This window comes from Achromobacter xylosoxidans (genome assembly GCF_002192695.1).
GTDB classification, from domain to species: Bacteria; Pseudomonadota; Gammaproteobacteria; order Burkholderiales; family Burkholderiaceae_B; genus Achromobacter; species Achromobacter xylosoxidans_C.
The window spans coordinates 117462-134125 of record NZ_MTLG01000054.1 but is presented as its reverse complement, the minus strand read 5'-3'; the positions used below and the strand labels follow the sequence as shown (position 1 = coordinate 134125).

The 16664-nt window shown below is 65.5% G+C and carries 19 protein-coding genes and 1 tRNA gene; 8 read left to right on the top strand and 12 right to left on the bottom strand.

What is annotated here, in order from left to right:
* Positions 1–166 precede the first annotated feature (166 nt).
* The 3 genes from BRO63_RS08610 (at position 167) to BRO63_RS08600 (ending at position 4207) form a co-directional block, all read left to right on the top strand.
* Entirely contained in the window at positions 167–856 is a 690-nt protein-coding gene (locus BRO63_RS08610) for a response regulator transcription factor (RefSeq protein WP_013392535.1), read from the top strand.
* Between the two features lie 115 nt (positions 857–971).
* The gene (locus BRO63_RS08605) at positions 972–2351 is read left to right on the top strand and encodes a sensor histidine kinase (protein WP_088139346.1); all 1380 of its coding nucleotides are present in this window, start codon (positions 972–974) and stop codon (positions 2349–2351) included.
* Positions 2352–2545: 194 nt separating this feature from the next.
* Positions 2546–4207: an MFS transporter gene (locus BRO63_RS08600; protein WP_373557770.1), complete on the top strand. Its 1662-nt coding sequence runs from the start codon at positions 2546–2548 to the stop codon at positions 4205–4207.
* Between the two features lie 416 nt (positions 4208–4623).
* Here BRO63_RS08600 and BRO63_RS08595 read toward each other — a convergent pair whose 3' ends face one another.
* Positions 4624–4833: a hypothetical protein gene (locus tag BRO63_RS08595; protein WP_059379226.1), complete on the bottom strand. Its 210-nt coding sequence runs from the start codon at positions 4831–4833 to the stop codon at positions 4624–4626.
* 148 nt (positions 4834–4981) lie between these two features.
* Between BRO63_RS08595 and BRO63_RS08590 the strand changes: the two genes are divergently transcribed.
* Positions 4982–5881 carry a recombination-associated protein RdgC gene (locus tag BRO63_RS08590; RefSeq protein ID WP_054451049.1) on the top strand — a complete coding sequence of 300 codons (900 nt, stop codon included), beginning with the start codon at positions 4982–4984 and terminating at the stop codon, positions 5879–5881.
* Positions 5882–5963: 82 nt separating this feature from the next.
* On the opposite strand, the gene BRO63_RS08585 is transcribed toward BRO63_RS08590, so the two are convergent.
* The 5 genes from BRO63_RS08585 to BRO63_RS08565 all read right to left on the bottom strand — a co-directional run bounded on the left by BRO63_RS08585 (position 5964) and on the right by BRO63_RS08565 (position 10088).
* Positions 5964–7400, bottom strand: coding sequence for a diguanylate cyclase (locus BRO63_RS08585; protein ID WP_088139312.1), 1437 nt, complete (start codon positions 7398–7400; stop codon positions 5964–5966).
* 141 nt (positions 7401–7541) lie between these two features.
* The gene (locus BRO63_RS08580) at positions 7542–8834 is read right to left on the bottom strand and encodes an aspartate carbamoyltransferase (RefSeq protein ID WP_088139311.1); all 1293 of its coding nucleotides are present in this window, start codon (positions 8832–8834) and stop codon (positions 7542–7544) included.
* Positions 8835–8932: 98 nt separating this feature from the next.
* Positions 8933–9346: a hypothetical protein gene (locus BRO63_RS08575; protein ID WP_088139310.1), complete on the bottom strand. Its 414-nt coding sequence runs from the start codon at positions 9344–9346 to the stop codon at positions 8933–8935.
* A gap of 3 nt (positions 9347–9349) precedes the next feature.
* Entirely contained in the window at positions 9350–9781 is a 432-nt protein-coding gene (locus tag BRO63_RS08570) for a BPTD_2524 family lipoprotein (RefSeq protein WP_088139309.1), read from the bottom strand.
* Positions 9782–9956: 175 nt separating this feature from the next.
* A complete protein-coding gene (locus BRO63_RS08565) occupies positions 9957–10088 on the bottom strand; it encodes an entericidin A/B family lipoprotein (RefSeq protein WP_088139308.1) in 132 nt (43 codons plus the stop codon).
* Positions 10089–10267: 179 nt separating this feature from the next.
* On the opposite strand from BRO63_RS08565, the gene BRO63_RS08560 reads away from it, so the two are divergent.
* Together BRO63_RS08560 and BRO63_RS08555 are read left to right on the top strand one after the other, a co-directional pair.
* Positions 10268–10627 (top strand): hypothetical protein, encoded by a 360-nt coding sequence (locus BRO63_RS08560; RefSeq protein ID WP_013392525.1) that lies wholly within the window; start codon positions 10268–10270, stop codon positions 10625–10627.
* Between the two features lie 66 nt (positions 10628–10693).
* Complete coding sequence (locus BRO63_RS08555; RefSeq protein ID WP_088139307.1) at positions 10694–11101, top strand: hypothetical protein; 408 nt, start codon at positions 10694–10696, stop codon at positions 11099–11101.
* Positions 11102–11113: 12 nt separating this feature from the next.
* On the opposite strand, the gene BRO63_RS08550 is transcribed toward BRO63_RS08555, so the two are convergent.
* From BRO63_RS08550 to BRO63_RS08535, 4 genes are all read right to left on the bottom strand, one after another.
* Complete coding sequence (locus BRO63_RS08550; protein ID WP_088139306.1) at positions 11114–12385, bottom strand: TIGR03862 family flavoprotein; 1272 nt, start codon at positions 12383–12385, stop codon at positions 11114–11116.
* Positions 12386–12691: 306 nt separating this feature from the next.
* On the bottom strand, positions 12692–13033 hold the full coding sequence (locus tag BRO63_RS08545) for a hypothetical protein (protein ID WP_088139305.1): 342 nt from the start codon (positions 13031–13033) through the stop codon (positions 12692–12694).
* Between the two features lie 250 nt (positions 13034–13283).
* A tRNA-Met gene (locus BRO63_RS08540) sits at positions 13284–13360 on the bottom strand.
* Between the two features lie 20 nt (positions 13361–13380).
* Positions 13381–13761 carry a hypothetical protein gene (locus BRO63_RS08535; protein ID WP_088139304.1) on the bottom strand — a complete coding sequence of 127 codons (381 nt, stop codon included), beginning with the start codon at positions 13759–13761 and terminating at the stop codon, positions 13381–13383.
* A 169-nt stretch (positions 13762–13930) separates the two neighbouring features.
* Here BRO63_RS08535 and BRO63_RS08530 point away from each other — a divergent pair, with 169 nt between their 5' ends.
* Together BRO63_RS08530 and BRO63_RS08525 are read left to right on the top strand one after the other, a co-directional pair.
* Positions 13931–15370, top strand: a complete 1440-nt coding sequence (locus BRO63_RS08530; protein ID WP_088139303.1) for an aminotransferase-like domain-containing protein — start codon at positions 13931–13933, stop codon at positions 15368–15370.
* Entirely contained in the window at positions 15367–15930 is a 564-nt protein-coding gene (locus BRO63_RS08525; RefSeq protein WP_088139302.1) for a DedA family protein, read from the top strand. Before BRO63_RS08530 ends, BRO63_RS08525 begins: the two co-directional genes overlap by 4 nt.
* Positions 15931–15940: 10 nt before the next feature.
* On the opposite strand, the gene BRO63_RS08520 is transcribed toward BRO63_RS08525, so the two are convergent.
* Both BRO63_RS08520 and BRO63_RS08515 read right to left on the bottom strand, forming a co-directional pair.
* The gene (locus tag BRO63_RS08520; protein WP_254241903.1) at positions 15941–16168 is read right to left on the bottom strand and encodes a hypothetical protein; all 228 of its coding nucleotides are present in this window, start codon (positions 16166–16168) and stop codon (positions 15941–15943) included.
* Between the two features lie 244 nt (positions 16169–16412).
* Positions 16413–16658, bottom strand: a complete 246-nt coding sequence (locus BRO63_RS08515; protein ID WP_054451036.1) for a hypothetical protein — start codon at positions 16656–16658, stop codon at positions 16413–16415.
* Positions 16659–16664 lie beyond the last annotated feature (6 nt).

The window sequence follows — 16664 nt, the reverse complement described above, 5'->3', positions numbered from 1 at the left end:
AGCAACGGGTCAGATTATGGCATCGGATTATACTGTACATAAAACCAGTGTGCCAGTGTTTTGCACGTATACCCTGAGTGGCAAGCCTGGCGCCCTATGCCAGAATGCCAGGCGAACCCGGCGTTTTGTCCCCTTTGCGCCACGGGGTCCTTTCTCACTGTAGCCCATGCGTATCCTGATCGCCGAAGACGACAGCATCCTGGCCGACGGCCTGTCCCGTTCGTTGCGCCACAACGGCTATGCCGTGGATGCGGTGCGCGACGGGTTGGCGGCCGATTCGGCGCTGGCGGCCCAGGCCTTCGACCTGCTCATCCTCGACCTCGGCCTGCCGCAACTGGCCGGACTGGAAGTGCTGCGCCGGCTGCGTGCCCGCAACTCCGCCCTGCCGGTGCTGATCCTGACCGCGGCCGACAGCATCGAACAACGCGTCAAGGGCCTGGACCTGGGCGCGGACGACTACATGGCCAAGCCCTTCGCGCTGTCCGAACTCGAGGCCCGGGTGCGGGCCCTGACCCGGCGCGGCGCGGGCGGCGGCGCCACCATGATCAAGCACGGCCGCCTGCTGTTCGACCAGACCGGCCGCGTCGCCATGGTCGACGACCAGACGCTGGACCTGTCGGCGCGGGAAGTCAGCCTGCTCGAGATCCTCCTGACCCGCAGCGGCCGCATGGTCAGCAAGACCCAGCTGGTCGACCACCTGTGCGAATGGGGCGAGGAAGTCAGCACCAACGCCATCGAGGTCTACGTCCATCGCCTGCGCAAGAAGCTGGAGCCCAGCGGCGTGAAGATCGTGACCGTGCGCGGCCTGGGCTACTGTCTTGAGCGGGACCAGGGTGCGGCGTACCTCGCAAGCTGAAGCAGCGCCGCCGGAAGCGCTGAACCAGGAAGCACTGGAGGTCATGCGGGCGGGGGCCAAGGGCCCGAGCTTCGCGCCGCCGCAACGCTCCCTGCTGGGCGAGATCCTGGACTGGATGCTGGCGCCGCTGTTCCTGCTGTGGCCGATGAGCGTGGCCATCACCTACGTGGTGGCGCAGAACATCGCCAACGTGCCCTACGACCGCGCGCTGGCCAACAATCTCCACGTGCTGACCCTGCAGGTGCACGCGCAGGACGGCCGCGCCGTGCTGAAGATGACCAACACCGCGCGCGAAGTGCTGCACGCCGACGAGACCGACAGCGTGTTCTGGCTGGCGCTGGGCAGCCGCGGCGAATACCTGGGCGGCGACCGCGCCCTGCCCCTGCCTTCCACCGTGGGCCAGCCCCGCCCCGGCGTAGTGCAGTACGAAGACGCGACCTTGCGCGGCTTCGGCATCCGGCTCGCGTTCACCTGGGTCGACCTGCACCTGCCGGACACGCAGCCGGCGCTGCTGATCGCCGCCGAGACCGTCGAAAAACGCACGCAGCTGGCCAACGACATCATCAAGGGCGTGATCATTCCGCAGTTCGTGGTGCTGCCCATCGCCGTGCTGCTGGTGTGGTTCGGGCTGTCGCGCGGGGTCGCGCCGCTGAATGCGCTGCAGCAGCGCCTGCGGGCCCGCCGGCCCGACGATCTTTCCCCCATCGACGAACGCGCCGCGCCCACCGAGATCGCGCCCCTGGTGGCCGCCATGAACGACCTGCTGGACCGGCTTTCGTCCAACGTGCAGGCGCAGCGCCGCTTCGTCGCCGACGCCGCGCACCAATTGAAGACGCCGCTGGCCGGCTTGCGCACCCAGGCCGAGCTGGCCCTGCGCGACGCCAGTCCCGAGGAAATGCAGTCCAGCCTGCGCCAGCTCGTGACCGGCTCGGAACGCGCCACGCGGCTGGTGAACCAGCTGCTGTTGCTGGCCCGGGCCGAGAACCCCAGCGCCATCGGCCTGACCCGCACGGACCTCAACACCATCGCCTACGAACAGGCCATGCACTGGGTGCCGCAGGCGCTGTCGCTGAACACCGACCTGGGCTTCGAAGGCTCGGACCACCCGGTGGAGATCAACGGCAACCCCCTGCTGCTGGCCGAACTGCTCAACAACCTGGTGGACAACGCGCTGCGCTACACGCCGCGCGGCGGCCACATCACGGTGCGCACGCAGATACAGGGCGCGCATGCGCTATTGGAGGTCGAGGATTCCGGCCCCGGCATCCCGCCTGAAGAGCGCGAACGGGTGTTCGACCGCTTCTACCGCGTGCTGGGCACCCAGTCCGACGGCAGCGGCCTGGGGCTGGCCATCGTGCGGGAGATCGCCCAGAAGCACCAGGCCCGCGTCGAGATCAGCGATCACCCCACGACGTATTCGAACCTGCCCGGCATGCGGATCCGCGTGATCTTTCCGCTTTACGCAGAGTTGTCAGACCTCTCCGACGCCTCCTAGGACTATCCCTAGCCCCCCAGGGAAACGTTACTTTCAGTTTCAATTTTAAGACTCAAGTAAGTATCCCGTCAGAACCTCGTCAGCGTCACCCCCCAATGTTGCATATAGCTCAATGTCGGCTCGCCGGCGGCGGGCGCAGCACGGCGGACCACCGCCGGCCATAAAACCGAGGAGACATCATGAGCACAACAACCATGGCAGGCCGCGGCCCATCCGCGGATCCGCGCCCGATGACCAAGGATGAACGCCGCGTCATCTTTGCGTCGTCGCTGGGCACGGTTTTCGAGTGGTACGACTTCTATCTGTACGGCTCGCTAGCCGCCATCATCGCGCAACACTTCTTCTCGGGCGTGAACCCCACCGCGGGCTTCATCTTCGCCCTGCTGGCGTTCGCCGCCGGTTTCGCCGTGCGTCCGTTCGGCGCGCTGGTATTCGGTCGCCTGGGCGACCTGGTCGGACGCAAGTACACGTTCCTGGTCACGATCGTGATCATGGGCCTGTCCACGTTCCTCGTGGGCGTGCTGCCCAGCTACGCCAGCATCGGCCTGGCCGCTCCCGCCATCCTGATCGTCCTGCGCCTGCTGCAAGGCCTGGCGCTGGGCGGCGAGTACGGCGGCGCGGCGACCTATGTCGCCGAGCACGCCCCGCATGGCCGCCGCGGCTTCTACACGTCCTGGATCCAGACCACCGCGACCCTGGGGCTGTTCCTGTCGCTGCTGGTCATCCTGGGCATCCGCACGTTCATGGGCGAAGACGAGTTCAAGGCCTGGGGCTGGCGCATTCCGTTCCTGATCTCGGTCGTCCTGCTGGGCATCTCGGTGTGGATCCGCCTGCAGCTGAGCGAATCGCCGACCTTCCAGCGCATGAAGGAAGAAGGCAAGGGCTCCAAGGCGCCGATCGCCGAATCGTTCGGCCAGTGGAAGAACCTGAAGGTCGTGATCCTGGCGCTGCTGGGCCTGACCGCCGGCCAGGCCGTGGTCTGGTACACGGGCCAGTTCTACGCGCTGTTCTTCCTGACGCAGACGCTGAAGGTCGACGCCAATACCGCCAACATCATGATCGCGATCGCGCTCCTGATCGGCACCCCGTTCTTCGTGGTGTTCGGCGCGCTGTCCGACAAGATCGGCCGCAAGCCCATCATCATGGCGGGCTGCCTGATCGCCGCGATCACGTATTTCCCGATCTTCCAGGGCATCACTCACTTCGCCAACCCGGCGCTGGAAAAGGCCCAGGCCACCGCCCCGGTCACCGTGATCGCGGACCCCGCCACCTGCTCGTTCCAGTTCAACCCGGTGGGCACTTCGTCCTTCACCAGCTCTTGCGACGTGGTCAAGTCCTTCATGGCCCGCAACTCGGTGAACTACAAGAACGAAGCGGCGCCGGCCGGCTCGGTCGCCAAGGTCAAGATCGGCAACGACGAGTTCGCCTCGTTCGACGGCAAGGCCATGGCCCCGGCGGACTTCAAGGCCAAGGCCGCTGAACTGGACAAGGCGCTGACCACCGCCATCCGCAGCCACGGCTACCCCGCCAAGGCTGATCCGGCCCAGAGCAACAACGTCATGGTCGTGGTCCTGCTGACCATCCTGGTGCTCTACGTGACCATGGTGTACGGCCCGATCGCCGCCATGCTGGTGGAAATGTTCCCGACGCGCATCCGCTACACGTCGATGAGCTTGCCCTACCACATCGGCAACGGCTGGTTCGGCGGCTTCCTGCCCCCGGTCGCCTTCGCCGTGGTCGCCGCCACCGGCAACATCTACGACGGCCTGTGGTATCCGATCATCATTGCAGTCATGACCCTGGTCATCGGCACGCTGTTCGTGCGCGAATCCAAGGACAACGACATCAACGCTTAAAAGGCCATCCCCCGCCGGACGGGACTGCTGCGCCCGCCCGGCCTTTCAAAAGCTCCTTATGGAGCTTTTTTTTTGCGCGCGATCAAGCAGGATCCGTCCCAGGAAGCGAGCGCGCGCAAAAGAGGCCCGCACTTTCAGGACCATGTCAGACCCGCACCATTAGACTGAGCGCTCAGATTACGGCCTTGCGCCAGATCGACCGACGATTGATCCCCCTGTCGGACGATTGCAGGGCTAGTGTTCTGACACCGATACCGCGTTCCCCGCGAGCCTTTTATGACGCGGTATTGCGTGCTCCCGTACCGGCCCGGCCCTTAATGAGCCGGGCCGCTTTTTTTGTACCGGCGCACGCAAAAATGGCGACCGCGCGGTCGCCATGGCTGGATCCTGCAGAAGGCGGCCGCAGCCGCCCGCAATCAGCGGCGCATGCCCACGCCGATGGCCACCACCCCCGCCACGATGGCCGCAATGCCGGCCCAGGCCGGGATCGCCACCGATTTCTCGGTCTCGGCGGTGGCCTTCACCGAACCGATCTGCAGCACGGTCTCCTCGGACTTGTAATTGAAGCCCTTGTAGGCCAGGGCGGCGATGCCCAGGACGATCAGAATGGCGCCGATGATCTTCATTTTTTATCTCCAGTTCGACTTGCTGCGCGGACATTAGCGCATCGGCCCGCCGCTGTCAGTGACAGAAGGTGTCGCATCACGCTGCGGTATTGCCGCACTTCGGCAAAGCGGCCGGGTCGTATAGAATCAACCCTTTTGGCCGACGCTCATGTGGTTCAAGAATCTCAAGATTTATCGCCTCTCCTCGCCGTGGACGCTGGTCGGCGACCAGCTTGAAGAAACGCTCGCGCGGCATGCCTACCAAAGCGGCAACAACCTCGAAATGCAAAGCCTGGGCTGGGTGCCTCCGCGTGAAAACGGCGGCCTGGCTCATGTGGTCAATGGCCAGATCCTGCTGAGCCTGCGCGCCGAAAAGAAGCTCCTGCCGGGCACCGTGGTAAACCAGGTTGCCAAGGCCCGCGCCCAGGAAATCGAAGAGCAGCAAGGCTACAAGCCGGGCCGCAAGCAGATGAAGGAAATCAAGGAGCGCGTCACCGACGAACTCCTGCCGCGCGCCTTTAGCGTATACCGCGACACCCGCGTCTGGATCGACCCGCAAAACCATTGGCTGGTCATCGACGCCGCCGCCTCGGCCAAGGCCGATGAAGTCATCGGCCTGTTGGCCAAGTGCGTGGACCCCTTCCCGCTCGAGAACCTGTACGTGGCGCAGTCTCCAGCCTCGGCCATGACCGGCTGGCTGGCCGAGGACGAGGCTCCGGCCAACTTCTCGATCGACCAGGACACCGAGCTGCGTTCCTCGGGTGAAAGCGGCGCGGCCATCCGCTACGTCAAGCACTCGATCGACGCCGACGATGTGCGCCGCCACATCCAGTCGGGCAAGCAGTGCACCCGCCTGGCCATGACCTGGGCCGACCGCATTTCGTTCGTGCTGACCGAAGGCCTGGACGTCAAGCGCGTCGCGCCCCTGGACGTGCTGAAGGAAGGCAACGAAGGCGTGGCCGCCAACGACGACGAAAAGTTCGATTCCGACATGATGCTGATGACGGGCGAACTGGCCAAGATGATGGCCGAACTGGTCGACGCGCTGGGCGGCGAAAAGAAGGTCTAAGCCACGGGCGCCTTGGCGCCACGGGCAAACCGCGGGCCGCCCATGACCGGGCGGCCTTTTTCATGCGCGAGCGGGCCTGGCCTCAGGCCGTCACCGCGCGGTCGCGGCCGGCCTGCTTAGCCTGGTAGAGCGCCTTGTCCGCGCGGTCGATCAGATAGGCATAGTCCGGGTGGCCGTCGAAGGTCGCCACGCCGATGCTGGCCGTGATGTGCAGCGGACCGGCCTCGGGAATGCTGAAGACATGGCGGCGGATTTCCGCGCCCAGCTTCTCGGCCGTGGCCAGCGCGGCCTCGCTCGCGGTGTCCACCAGCACCACCAGGAATTCCTCGCCGCCATAGCGGAACACGAAATCGCTGGAACGGCACGATTGGTGCAGGACCTCGGCAAACTGGCGCAGCACCTGGTCGCCGCCGGAATGGCCGTGCTGGTCGTTGATGGCCTTGAAATGATCGATGTCCAGCAGCAGCACGGAGAATGCGCTGCGCTGGCGCCGCGCAATCGAAATTTCACGCCCGACCACCGAGGGCAGGAAGCGCCGGTTCAGCACATTGGTCAGCGGATCGCTGCCGCTCTCGATCTCGGCCACCATGTCGAACAGGCCGTTGAGCAGGTGCTTGATGCGCGCCACCAGTTCCTGCAGCTCACGCACATGGTCGGGCATGGCCGAAGCCTGCCCCGGCTCCTCGCCCCGCATCAATCGGGGCAGCACCACTCCGTCCAGTTGCGCAACGGCGTCCGTGATCTGCTGCAGGCCCGGCGCGCTTTCGAACATCGCCCCGCCCTTGTGCTGCAGCCACAGCCCGAATTCCGAAGCCGCCAGCCGCGGCAAGCTTTGCCCGGGCGCACGGTAATGCAGGCCGATCAGCACCGCCTGGCTCCATTCCAGCAGGGCGGCGCGCTGGCGCTCGCGCTCGGTGGAAATGTTCTGCCCCAGCGCGAACAGCCGGTAGGCCTCGTCGTTGCGGGCGCCGCGGCTGATATCGCGCATGAAGGCGCGGCTCATCTGCTCGACAGCCAGGTCGAACAGATTACAGACGTATTGGGTCGCGACCGACGCGGCCATGCCGTCCAGGTCGCTGGCGCGCAGGCGCAGCGCGATCTCGTTCTTCAGGATGCGGGCGCCGGCCATCACCAGATGAATGGGGATGTGGACGCGGGCGTGCACTTCGCCCACTTTTTTCTGCGTGGCCATCAGCACGCCGACGTCGCCCTGTTCGCGCACGCACAGCAGCCCCTTGAGCCAGCGCGTCATGCCCGCGTGCAGGCGGCTGGACACGATTTCATGGGACAGGCGCGGGCCAGCCTCGTCATCGGCCAACAGCGTGGAATAAAAGGCGTCGACCAGTTCCGAAAGGCTGTCGCCGACCACGGCGGCAACCTGCCCGCGCGTGTAGGCGTCGACCGACTGGTACACCGCTACCCAGGCCTGCTCATTGGACGCGCTCAGGTAGCACGCCTGGCCGGATGCGCCGGTGTGCGGCTCCGGAAGTAATGGGACGTCGAGACTGCTAGAAGACATAGATAATCCGCCCTGAGGTTCCTCGGCGTGTCCGGAAACGACACGCGACAGGAAAAACCAGCGCGGATTATGCTTGAAATCACCGGGCCGGGCCGCCCCAGGGCCCGGTGCCCTAGGGATATTCGGCCCAGCGGGGCGCGCTTATTCGAGCCCGTGGAACGCGGAATCGTCCGGGCCGACGTGGGACGGATGTTGCCAGGTCACGTCGCGCAAGGAATGCTGCACCAGGCCTTCGACGCCCAGCAGCACCGCGAAGATCGCCATGCGGATGGGGATACCGTTGTCGGTCTGGCGGAAGATGGCCAGCCGCGGATCGTGGTTGAGGTCCACGCTCAGATCGTTGGCGCCCGGGCGGCTGTCGCGCGGCAGCGGGTGCATCACGATGGTATCGGGGCCGCAGTAGGCGTCGATGATGGCACGGCTGATCTGGAAGTCCGGCGTGTAGCCTTCGTTCTCTTCATTGGCGAAGCGCTCTTTCTGCACGCGCGTGGCGTAGATCACGTCCGCGCCCGCCAGGCCTTCGGCCAGCGTGGTCTTCTGCTCGATGATGTTGCCGTTGCGGCTGGCCTGCTCGATGATGTAGGACGGCATCTCCAGGCCCTTGGGCGACACCAGCGAGAACTTGACGTTCTTGTACAGCGCCATCAGTTTGATGAGCGAGTGCACGGTGCGGCCGTACTTCAGGTCGCCGACCATGGCGATATGCGCGCCGTCCAGCAGTTTGCCCAGGCGCGAGAACTCGGTCAGGATCGTGTACAGGTCCAGCAGGGCCTGGCTGGGGTGTTCGCCCGGACCGTCGCCGCCGTTGACCACGGGGATGTTGGTGGCTCGCGCGAATTCCGCAACCGAACCCTGGTCCGGATGGCGGATGACCATGGCGTCGACGTAGCCGCTCATGACGCGGCTGGTGTCGTAGATCGATTCGCCCTTGGCCATGGACGAGAACGTGAAGCCGGTGGTGTCGCAGACCGAGCCGCCCAGGCGGCAGAATGCGGAGCCGAAGCTGACGCGGGTACGGGTGCTGGCTTCGAAGAACAGGTTGCCCAGCACCGCGCCTTCCAGCACGCGGGACACCTTTTGGCGGCGGGCGATGGGCTGCATCATGTCGGCCACGCGGAACAGGTCCTCGACCGATTCGCGCGTGAACTGGTCCACCGACAGCAGCTGGGGCTTGCCTTCCACCGAGATGCGGTCACGCAGCGGACCTTCTTGTACGCTTTGCGTATATTTTTCCAGCAACACCCCGTTCTGCACGATTTCGCTGACGAAGCGCTGCACCACTTCCGGCATGGCGCGGAATTCCTGCGAGCCCTCGGGCAGCAGCCAGGTGTCGAGCGCACGGCGCTTGACGCCGATGCGGGTCGCGAACACGTCGCGGGTGAGATTCAGGCGCCGCATGGCGTCGCGCAGGAAGGCTTGCTGGGAGATGGTCATGGCGGGGCCCCGAACAGGAGATTTATATACGCAGTGCGCATATTATTCTCAACGTAAATTCAAGTCCAACACTTTTGCGCACACGGGTTTACCCGCAACTACCGCCTGGCATAGGCCGTTGTCGTCTGGGGTGCATCCGTGATCGCCTGTCCAGCCGCCAGCCAGCAGGCGGCGCAGAAGGCGAGCGCGCTGATCAGATAGCAAAACATGGCCAGGAGCTGCGCGGGCCAATGGGCGCGCGTCAGATGCCCGGTGTATCCCTGGCGCAACAGGCTGACCTGCGCCAGGTAGGCAAACAGTATTCCCAGGCAAGCGGCCAGCAGGCCGCCCAGCAGCAGGGCCAGCGGCAATTGCAGATCCGGCGCGGCGATCTCGCCGCCCACCACGCCCAGGGAAAAACCCGTCAGGACCAGCGCCGCGCCGCCATTGAGCCAACCCAGGAAGCGGAACGCCCCCGCCAGCAGCGAGAACGACAGGCCGCTGGCGCGGATCTGCTGGGCGCGGGCGTCCATGGATCAGCCTTCGCCGCCCTTGCGGCAAACCGGCGTGGCGCTCTGGATGGAAGCGCGGGCGGCAGCGATTTCGGCCGCGTCCCAACGCCCTTCGCCCAGCACCGTGATGGTCACCTTGGACGTCGACGGACTGGCGCTTTCAGCGGCAATCAGTTCCAGCACCTTGGCGGGCTCCGTCACCTTATAGAGCTGCACTTCGTCCGGCGCGCCCTTTTCGCCCTTCACGTGGCGCCAGGCATAGGCGACGTTGTAGGCGTGCTGCACTTGTATATGGCAGGTTCGCACGTACTCGCCGGCCCGGCGGAAAGCCGCTTCATAGTTGGTATTGACCGTAAAGGTCTCGGTCACGACGGCATCGGACTCGTAGACCCCTTTGCTCGCGCAGCCGGCCAACAGGGCCGCGAACGCCATTCCCACCCACAAAGACTTGCGCATGACACTTCCCACGATCGAATTCAACTCCCCGAATTATGCCAGCGAGAGAAGCGAGCCCACGCCGCACTCGCTTGCTGCCTCCCCTGCCCGCGCATCAACAAAAAAGCCGCGAGAGGGATGCCTGGGCATGTCTCGCGGCTTTTGAGCCGGGATTACGGCATATGGAACAAGGGGGCTACTTGGTGGCAGCGCCCTCGATCTTCTCGCCGCCCCGCTGGATGTCCTTGCCTGCCCCCGCGACGGTGTTGCAACCCGCCGAGAGCGCGGCGATCGAAAGCAACATGGCGAGAAAGACTTTGTTCTTCATAGACATCTCCTGTCTGGGCTTGGAAAGTGAAGCCAGCATACCCCAAAGCCCCTCATTTGGGCATTGGCTGGATGCACCCCGGCAGGCCCGTCCCAAGGCCCGGAACAAGTATCAAACAGCGTTGAAAAGGCTTGCGTTCGCCTGTCGCGCAATTGCCGCCAATCGATTAGGATGCGGACATGACCAAGAAACACGCATCGCAAAACGCCGGCTCGGCCCACCAGGGCTGGGGCTGGGAACAGCCGCAATGCCGCGGCCAGGCAGCCTTGGCGCTCTTCATCGACGATCTCCATCGCATTTTGCAGGCGCATACCGCCGGCAAGCTGGCTGAAAGCAGCACGCTGGCCGACGCGCAGCAGAACGTGAACGAATTGCTGGCTCGCTACAACGAAATCGGCGCCGCGCCGGATATTTTTCTCGGCCAATCGGTCGAACTCAAAGAGGGCGTGGACCGCGATGGGGTATCCCATACGGTACCCATTTTTTCGGCACGCCTGAAACAGTCATTGGTATCGATGCTGGGCCAAGGCCCAGCCTGAAGCACCGCCCGGCTTGGCAGCAGGCTCAGGGCCATAACCAGAACAGTCACCGCAGGAGACCGCACTATGAAGAATGCCGACAACGTCGTAGAGTTCCTGCGCTTGCTGTCGCTGGATGTCTCCCTGGGAGCCGCCGCCCAGCATGCCGCCAGCCAGGCCGATGCGCCCCTGGCCCTGGCCCGTCTGGCCACCGCTCATGGTTTGCCCTGCAACGCGTCGGACTGGTCCGCCTTTGCCCGCAGTTGCCTGGACAACTCCGACCTGACCGAGCAGAACGCAATCCCCGACGAAGCCACCATCTGGCAACTGGTGCAGGATCCCGCGCACGGCACGGACATTCCTGCCAGCGCCATTACCCGCGTCATCGGCATCGTCACGCAACCGGATGGGGGCGAGCCCGTGGTGGGCCATGTGGTCGGCGATCTGGCGCCGCGAGCGCCGCTAGGCCTGGCGCCCTACACGTCGGGATCCTGAAGCCGCGCGGCTTCAGGCATCCACCGGCACTCGCCCGGTGGACCTCAGGAATTCCAGCACTCCGGCCGCGGCAATCACGCCGCTCGCCATGCACGCCGTCAGCAGATAGCCGCCCGTTGGCGCCTCCCAGTCCAGCATTTCCCCCGCGCAGAACACACCAGCCACGCCGCGCAGCATCAGGCCCGAATCCAATGAGTCGAACGACACGCCGCCGGCCGTGCTGATAGCCTCGTCCATGGGCCGCGCTCGAATCAGGCGCAACGGCAAGGCCTTGATGCGCAGACCCAGATGCTCCGGGTCGCGGAAGTCCTCGGCCGTCGCGCATTCCCGCAGCAGCCCCGCCTTGACCCCGGTCAGACCCAGCCGGCTCTGCAGATGGCTCGACATCGAACGCGAGCCGCGCGGATGGGTCACGGCCGCCATCACTTTTTCCTGCGACCAATCCGGGGCCAGATCCAGCAGCGCGATGGCATGCCCCTGGCTGTCGATCCGGTCGCGCAGCGGCGCGGACAAGGCGTAGACCAGGCTGCCTTCTATGCCGGTTTCCGACACGACGAACTCCCCCTGCCTGGCGGGCGTCCTGCCGGCCGCGGTCTCGCAGGCCATGGCCACGGACTTCACGGGCTGCCCGGCGTAGCGCTCGCGGAAATGATCCGACCACACCACGTCGAATCCGCAATTTGCCGGACGCAGCGGCGCGACGGCGACGCCATGCGCTTGCAGGCCGTCGACCCAGGCGCCGTCCGATCCAAGCTTGGCCCAGCTGCCTCCGCCCAGCGCCAGCACCACGGCGTCGGCCGCATGGAGCCGTTCGCCCTCGGGCGTGTGAAAGCGCAGCGCTCCCGCGCCCGGCTGCGAACCCGCCGGCCAACCCAGCCAGCGGTGCCGCATGTGCAGGCGCACGCCGCTGGCGCGCAGCCTGGCCAGCCAGGCCCGCAACAGGGGCGCCGCCTTCATTTCCTGGGGAAACACCCGGCCCGACGAACCCACGAAGGTCTGGATGCCCAGGCCGTGCGTCCACTCGCGCAGTCCATCGGCATCCAGCGCACGCAACCAAGGCGCCACGTTCGGCGCGCGCTCGCCGTAGCGCGCGAGGAACGGCGCGGCCGGTTCGCTATGGGTCAGATTCAGCCCGCCCCTGCCCGCCATCAGGAACTTGCGGCCCACCGAAGGCATCGCATCGAACACATCCACCTGCACGCCATGCGCGCTCAGGCGCTCGGCCGCCATCAGGCCGGCTGGACCGCCGCCTATGACGGCAGCGCGCGCAACAGCCGGACTCATGGCGCCGGCGCCTTCAGGCAGCAGGAATGGATACGCGTAGCACTAAGCATGGGGGAACGAACCGGGAGGGAATGGCGGAACAGACGCGGACGCGCCAGGAAGGGAAAAGATTGTCGCATAGCCGAATCGGGGCCGGTCGGAAGCAATAAACGCCCCGCTGGGGCGTTTATTGACCGGCACTGCCAAGTCATTGTTCCGACAGGGAAAACCCGAAATGCGCAGAGGCTATCCCAAGGCTTGTCCACAGTAGCTGTGGGTAATTCAGCCCGAACCGACAGGCATTCAGCTGCGGCTCGCGCCCGGGCTTCAGGCGTTGGCGGACTGCATCGGGCCGGACCAGGGCTCGGCGTCGATCTGGAAACGCAGCTCCTGGTACTCGCCGTCCACCGCGACGGATGGCAGCAAACCGGCGTCCAGCGCCTGACCCAGCGCGCGGCGGCAGAGCGTTTCAGGATCGTCGGGCAAGGACTGGAACACCCCATCCGGGATACGCAGACGCAGCATTGCCTGCGGGTCGCCGCGTTCGGCCGGCCGGCCGATATGGATATGCGCGGGATAGCCGTGGGGGCACCAGATGCCCACGTGGTACTTGCCGTCGGCGCCCGTATCGGCGACATAGCCGGGATGATCGTATTTTGCTGTTCCCATGGACCCTCCTCGAGTGCGGCAACCTAGCGCGCGTGACCCATGGTAGCGCACGGTTGGAGGCCTGTGCGGCCGCGAACACCAGGGAAAGTCCGGACTGGAACAAAGGTTTGACGCAGAGCAAGCGCTGGGGGAAATCTTGCCGCGAGGCGAAAAAAAAGCCGCGATGAGTATCGCGGCTTTCTTCTGCAAGGGACTATCCAGTGCGGCATTTCTTGCCATGCCACCGGGCTGTCCGGGTCCTGCTTGAAACTGGTTGCGGGGGCAGGATTTGAACCTACGACCTTCGGGTTATGAGCCCGACGAGCTGCCAGACTGCTCCACCCCGCGTCTGATGTGTGAATCATACATCATTTTGAAATCTTGTGCAGCGCACCTAGGGATTTTTTTCGGTTTCTGGCCAAATTTTGCTGAAAAAAGGTGGCCGCGGCCTGAATAACACGCTGCGCATAGCCCGGCCTGTCCAGGCAGATCAGCTCCGCGGGACCGATGGCCGTGACATGCGCCACGCTGCCGTAGCCCAGACCATGCCCCTCCCCCGCATTGATGCGCACGGCCACCGCACGAGGCAATCCTCCCGCGGCTTCCGGGCCGTTCGCGGACTCTTCCACCCGCACGCTGCCGCTGACGCACACGAGGGTGGCGCCCGGGCGCAAGACCAGTTTCCGGCTGGCGCCGGCGGCAAGTTCCAGGCGGCGGGCCTGGGCATCTGGGGCGTAAGTCGCAATCATCGTCATCTCCTGTCGGACAACCACAGGCTACGCCCGCCCTGCTATGCGCAACAGTCACACTCTGCGGGTTTCTGTACCGATGCAGATACTCGATTTCCACGCTGTTATGGTGTACTTTGCTCGAATCTGTGCCTAGCTTCATTCCAACCTCGGGGAGCATGATCGGCGCATGGATCCACAACCGCTCTATCTACGCCTGGCCAATCATTACCGGCGCGCCATCCAGACAGGCGTGCTGGCGCCCGCCCAGCGCATGCCCTCGGTCCGCACCCTGGTGCGCACCCATCACGTCAGCCTGTCCACGGCGCTGCAGGCCTGCCGCCAACTGGAAGACGACGGCCTGATCGAAGCGCGCCCCCGCTCGGGCTACTTTGTCCTCAAGCCCCGGCGCAACAGCATCCCGCCCGTGGATGAACCGGATATCCGCCAGACGCTGGGCGCGGCGCAATACGTGGGCATCCACGACCGGGTCTCGGACTTCGTGGCCAAATGCGAAGCCCATCCGGTCAGCGCCAATTTCGCGCTGGCCGCCGCCGTGCCCGAAGCCTATCCGCTGGAGGAACTGAAGCAAGCCATGATGCGCGCGCTGCGACAGTCGCCCCAGGTGCTGGTCAGCCCGGTTCCGCCGCAAGGACATCCGGACCTGCGCACCGTGCTGGCCCGCCGGGCGCTGGCCAACGGCATCAACGCGACGCCGGACGACGTCATCGTCACGCATGGCTGCATCGAGGCGCTGAACCTGGCGCTACGCGCGGTGGCCCGGCCCGGGGACACGATCGCGGTCGAATCGCCCGCCTACTTCGGCCTGCTGCAGATCCTGGAAAGCCTGGGCATGCGGGCGCTGGAGATCCCCACCAGTCCGCAGCACGGCCTGTCGATCGAAGCGCTGGACCTGGCGTTCCAGACGCACGGCAACATCCGCGCCGTGGTGGTGGTGCCCAATTTCCAGAACCCCCTGGGCTGCGTCATGCCCGACGCGGAAAAGGCGCGGCTGGTCGCCCTGTGCGAACGCCAGCAGGTGCCACTGATAGAAGACGACACCTATGGCGCGCTGACCGACGACGACACGCCGTTGGCTGCCGCCAAGTCCTGGGACGCAACCGGCAACGTCATCTATTGCTCGTCCATGCACAAGACGCTGGCGCCGGGCATGCGCCTGGGTTGGCTGCTGGGCGGGCGCTGGAAGGCCCGCATCGCCATGCTGAAGTTCGCCCAGAGCCGCCCCAACGAGCCGCTGGCGCAGATCGCCGTGGCCGAGTTCATGGGCTCGCGCGCCTACGACCGCCACCTGTCGCGCCTGCGCCGCCAGCTGAAACTGCAGCGCGACCAGACGGCCGAGACCATCGCCGCGCACTTCCCGCCGGGCACCCGGCTAAGCATGCCGCACGGCGGCATGCTGCTATGGGTGGAAATGCCCGACGGGCGTTCCGGCACGGACGTATTCGAGGCTGCCTTGCGCCAAGGCATACGGGTCGCGCCGGGCGCCATGTTCTCCAACGGCACCCGCTACAACCACTTCCTGCGCATCAGCTGCGGACAACGCACCACGCCCGAGATCACCGCCGCCCTGCAGACGCTGGCGCGCATCGTGGCTGAGCGGCCCAGATGAATCCCGCCCTGCATCAGTTCATCGTCGATTACGGCCTGTGGGCAGTGTTCGGCGGCACGCTGCTCGAAGGCGAAAGCGTGGTCGTGTTCGCCGGATTCCTGGCCCACCAGCATCTGCTGCACCTGCCCCATGTCATGCTGTGCGCGTTCGCCGGATCATTCCTGGCGGACCAGGCGCTGTTCTTCCTGGGGCGCCGCTATCGCGACCATCGCTATGTCCGGCGCATCCGCGAGAAGCCCGCTTTCGAAAAGGCCTTGGCGGCGGTGGACCGCTATCCGCATGGCTTCATCCTGAGCCTGCGTTTCCTGTATGGCCTGCGCACCGTGGGGCCGGTGGCCCTGGGCGTATCGAACGTGCCGCCGCTGCGCTTCCTGCTGCTCAACGCCATCGCCGCCGCTATCTGGGCCGTGTGCTTCAGCGTCTTGGGCTACCTGTTCGGCCAGACGATCGAATCCATGCTGGGACGCCTGCACGGCGTCGAGACCAAGCTGGCCGTGGCCCTGGCGGTCGGCGCGGCCATCTGGCTCGCCTATCACCTGCTGGGCAAGCGCCGCAAGTAGGCGCGGGGCTTCAGACCACCAGCTTGCCGCTGGCCCTCAGCACGTAGCGGCGCCGCGCATTGCGGTACCAACGGCCCAGCAGGGGCAAGCGCGCCAGGCGGCGCAGGATGGGATGGCGCTGGTCGAAGTCGTGCCAGGCCTTGAAGCCATGCCCCATGCGCTCCCAGCTCTGGCGCGCCTCGGGGGAGAGTTTGCCGGGGTCGAACGCCGCCAGCTTTGCTGCTTCCGAGACGCGCATCGCGATCGATCCGCCCCGGCATTCCAATGAATACTGATTCCGCATGGGGCCGCATATTACCCGGCTTGCATGACCTGCGGCAGCGCGCAGGCGGCGCTGCCGCAGCGAGCAATTGGAGCCAGGTTTGACCGCGCCATGCAAGCCTTTGTAATTAAAGGAAAATGAACATCTATGCCCGCACTATCCCAAGGCTTGTCCACAGAAGTTGTGGGTAACTCCCGCAAGCCGGGGCAAGCCCGGCAGCCTATTTCAGGGCGCCCAGGATCATGTCGCGCACGCTCTCGAAACCGGCCACGTATTGCGGATTCTCGGAGCGGGCCAGCAGGCTGGAATAGTTCTGCTCAAGCTGGGCCTCGATGGCTTCGCGCAGGCCGGGCGATGCCTTGGCCAGATGCAGCATCGACAGCACGGTCGAATTCAGCGCGTCGATGCGGCCGCCCTGATGCGAAATGGTATGCACGATGACGGCGATTTGTTCCTGGATGTCCATTGTGTA

Excerpts from the sequence above, each read along its gene's own strand:
- BRO63_RS08610 (WP_013392535.1), top strand. The coding sequence starts at position 167 with ATGCGTATCCTGATCGCCGAAGACGACAGCATCCTGGCCGACGGCCTG.
- BRO63_RS08605 (WP_088139346.1), top strand. The coding sequence starts at position 972 with ATGCTGGCGCCGCTGTTCCTGCTGTGGCCGATGAGCGTGGCCATCACC.
- BRO63_RS08600 (WP_373557770.1), top strand. The coding sequence starts at position 2,546 with ATGGCAGGCCGCGGCCCATCCGCGGATCCGCGCCCGATGACCAAGGAT.
- BRO63_RS08595 (WP_059379226.1), bottom strand. The coding sequence starts at position 4,833 with ATGAAGATCATCGGCGCCATTCTGATCGTCCTGGGCATCGCCGCCCTG.
- BRO63_RS08590 (WP_054451049.1), top strand. The coding sequence starts at position 4,982 with ATGTGGTTCAAGAATCTCAAGATTTATCGCCTCTCCTCGCCGTGGACG.
- BRO63_RS08585 (WP_088139312.1), bottom strand. The coding sequence starts at position 7,400 with ATGTCTTCTAGCAGTCTCGACGTCCCATTACTTCCGGAGCCGCACACC.
- BRO63_RS08580 (WP_088139311.1), bottom strand. The coding sequence starts at position 8,834 with ATGACCATCTCCCAGCAAGCCTTCCTGCGCGACGCCATGCGGCGCCTG.
- BRO63_RS08575 (WP_088139310.1), bottom strand. The coding sequence starts at position 9,346 with ATGGACGCCCGCGCCCAGCAGATCCGCGCCAGCGGCCTGTCGTTCTCG.
- BRO63_RS08570 (WP_088139309.1), bottom strand. The coding sequence starts at position 9,781 with ATGCGCAAGTCTTTGTGGGTGGGAATGGCGTTCGCGGCCCTGTTGGCC.
- BRO63_RS08565 (WP_088139308.1), bottom strand. The coding sequence starts at position 10,088 with ATGAAGAACAAAGTCTTTCTCGCCATGTTGCTTTCGATCGCCGCGCTC.
- BRO63_RS08560 (WP_013392525.1), top strand. The coding sequence starts at position 10,268 with ATGACCAAGAAACACGCATCGCAAAACGCCGGCTCGGCCCACCAGGGC.
- BRO63_RS08555 (WP_088139307.1), top strand. The coding sequence starts at position 10,694 with ATGAAGAATGCCGACAACGTCGTAGAGTTCCTGCGCTTGCTGTCGCTG.
- BRO63_RS08550 (WP_088139306.1), bottom strand. The coding sequence starts at position 12,385 with ATGAGTCCGGCTGTTGCGCGCGCTGCCGTCATAGGCGGCGGTCCAGCC.
- BRO63_RS08545 (WP_088139305.1), bottom strand. The coding sequence starts at position 13,033 with ATGGGAACAGCAAAATACGATCATCCCGGCTATGTCGCCGATACGGGC.
- BRO63_RS08535 (WP_088139304.1), bottom strand. The coding sequence starts at position 13,761 with ATGATTGCGACTTACGCCCCAGATGCCCAGGCCCGCCGCCTGGAACTT.
- BRO63_RS08530 (WP_088139303.1), top strand. The coding sequence starts at position 13,931 with ATGGATCCACAACCGCTCTATCTACGCCTGGCCAATCATTACCGGCGC.
- BRO63_RS08525 (WP_088139302.1), top strand. The coding sequence starts at position 15,367 with ATGAATCCCGCCCTGCATCAGTTCATCGTCGATTACGGCCTGTGGGCA.
- BRO63_RS08520 (WP_254241903.1), bottom strand. The coding sequence starts at position 16,168 with ATGCGCGTCTCGGAAGCAGCAAAGCTGGCGGCGTTCGACCCCGGCAAA.
- BRO63_RS08515 (WP_054451036.1), bottom strand. The coding sequence starts at position 16,658 with ATGGACATCCAGGAACAAATCGCCGTCATCGTGCATACCATTTCGCAT.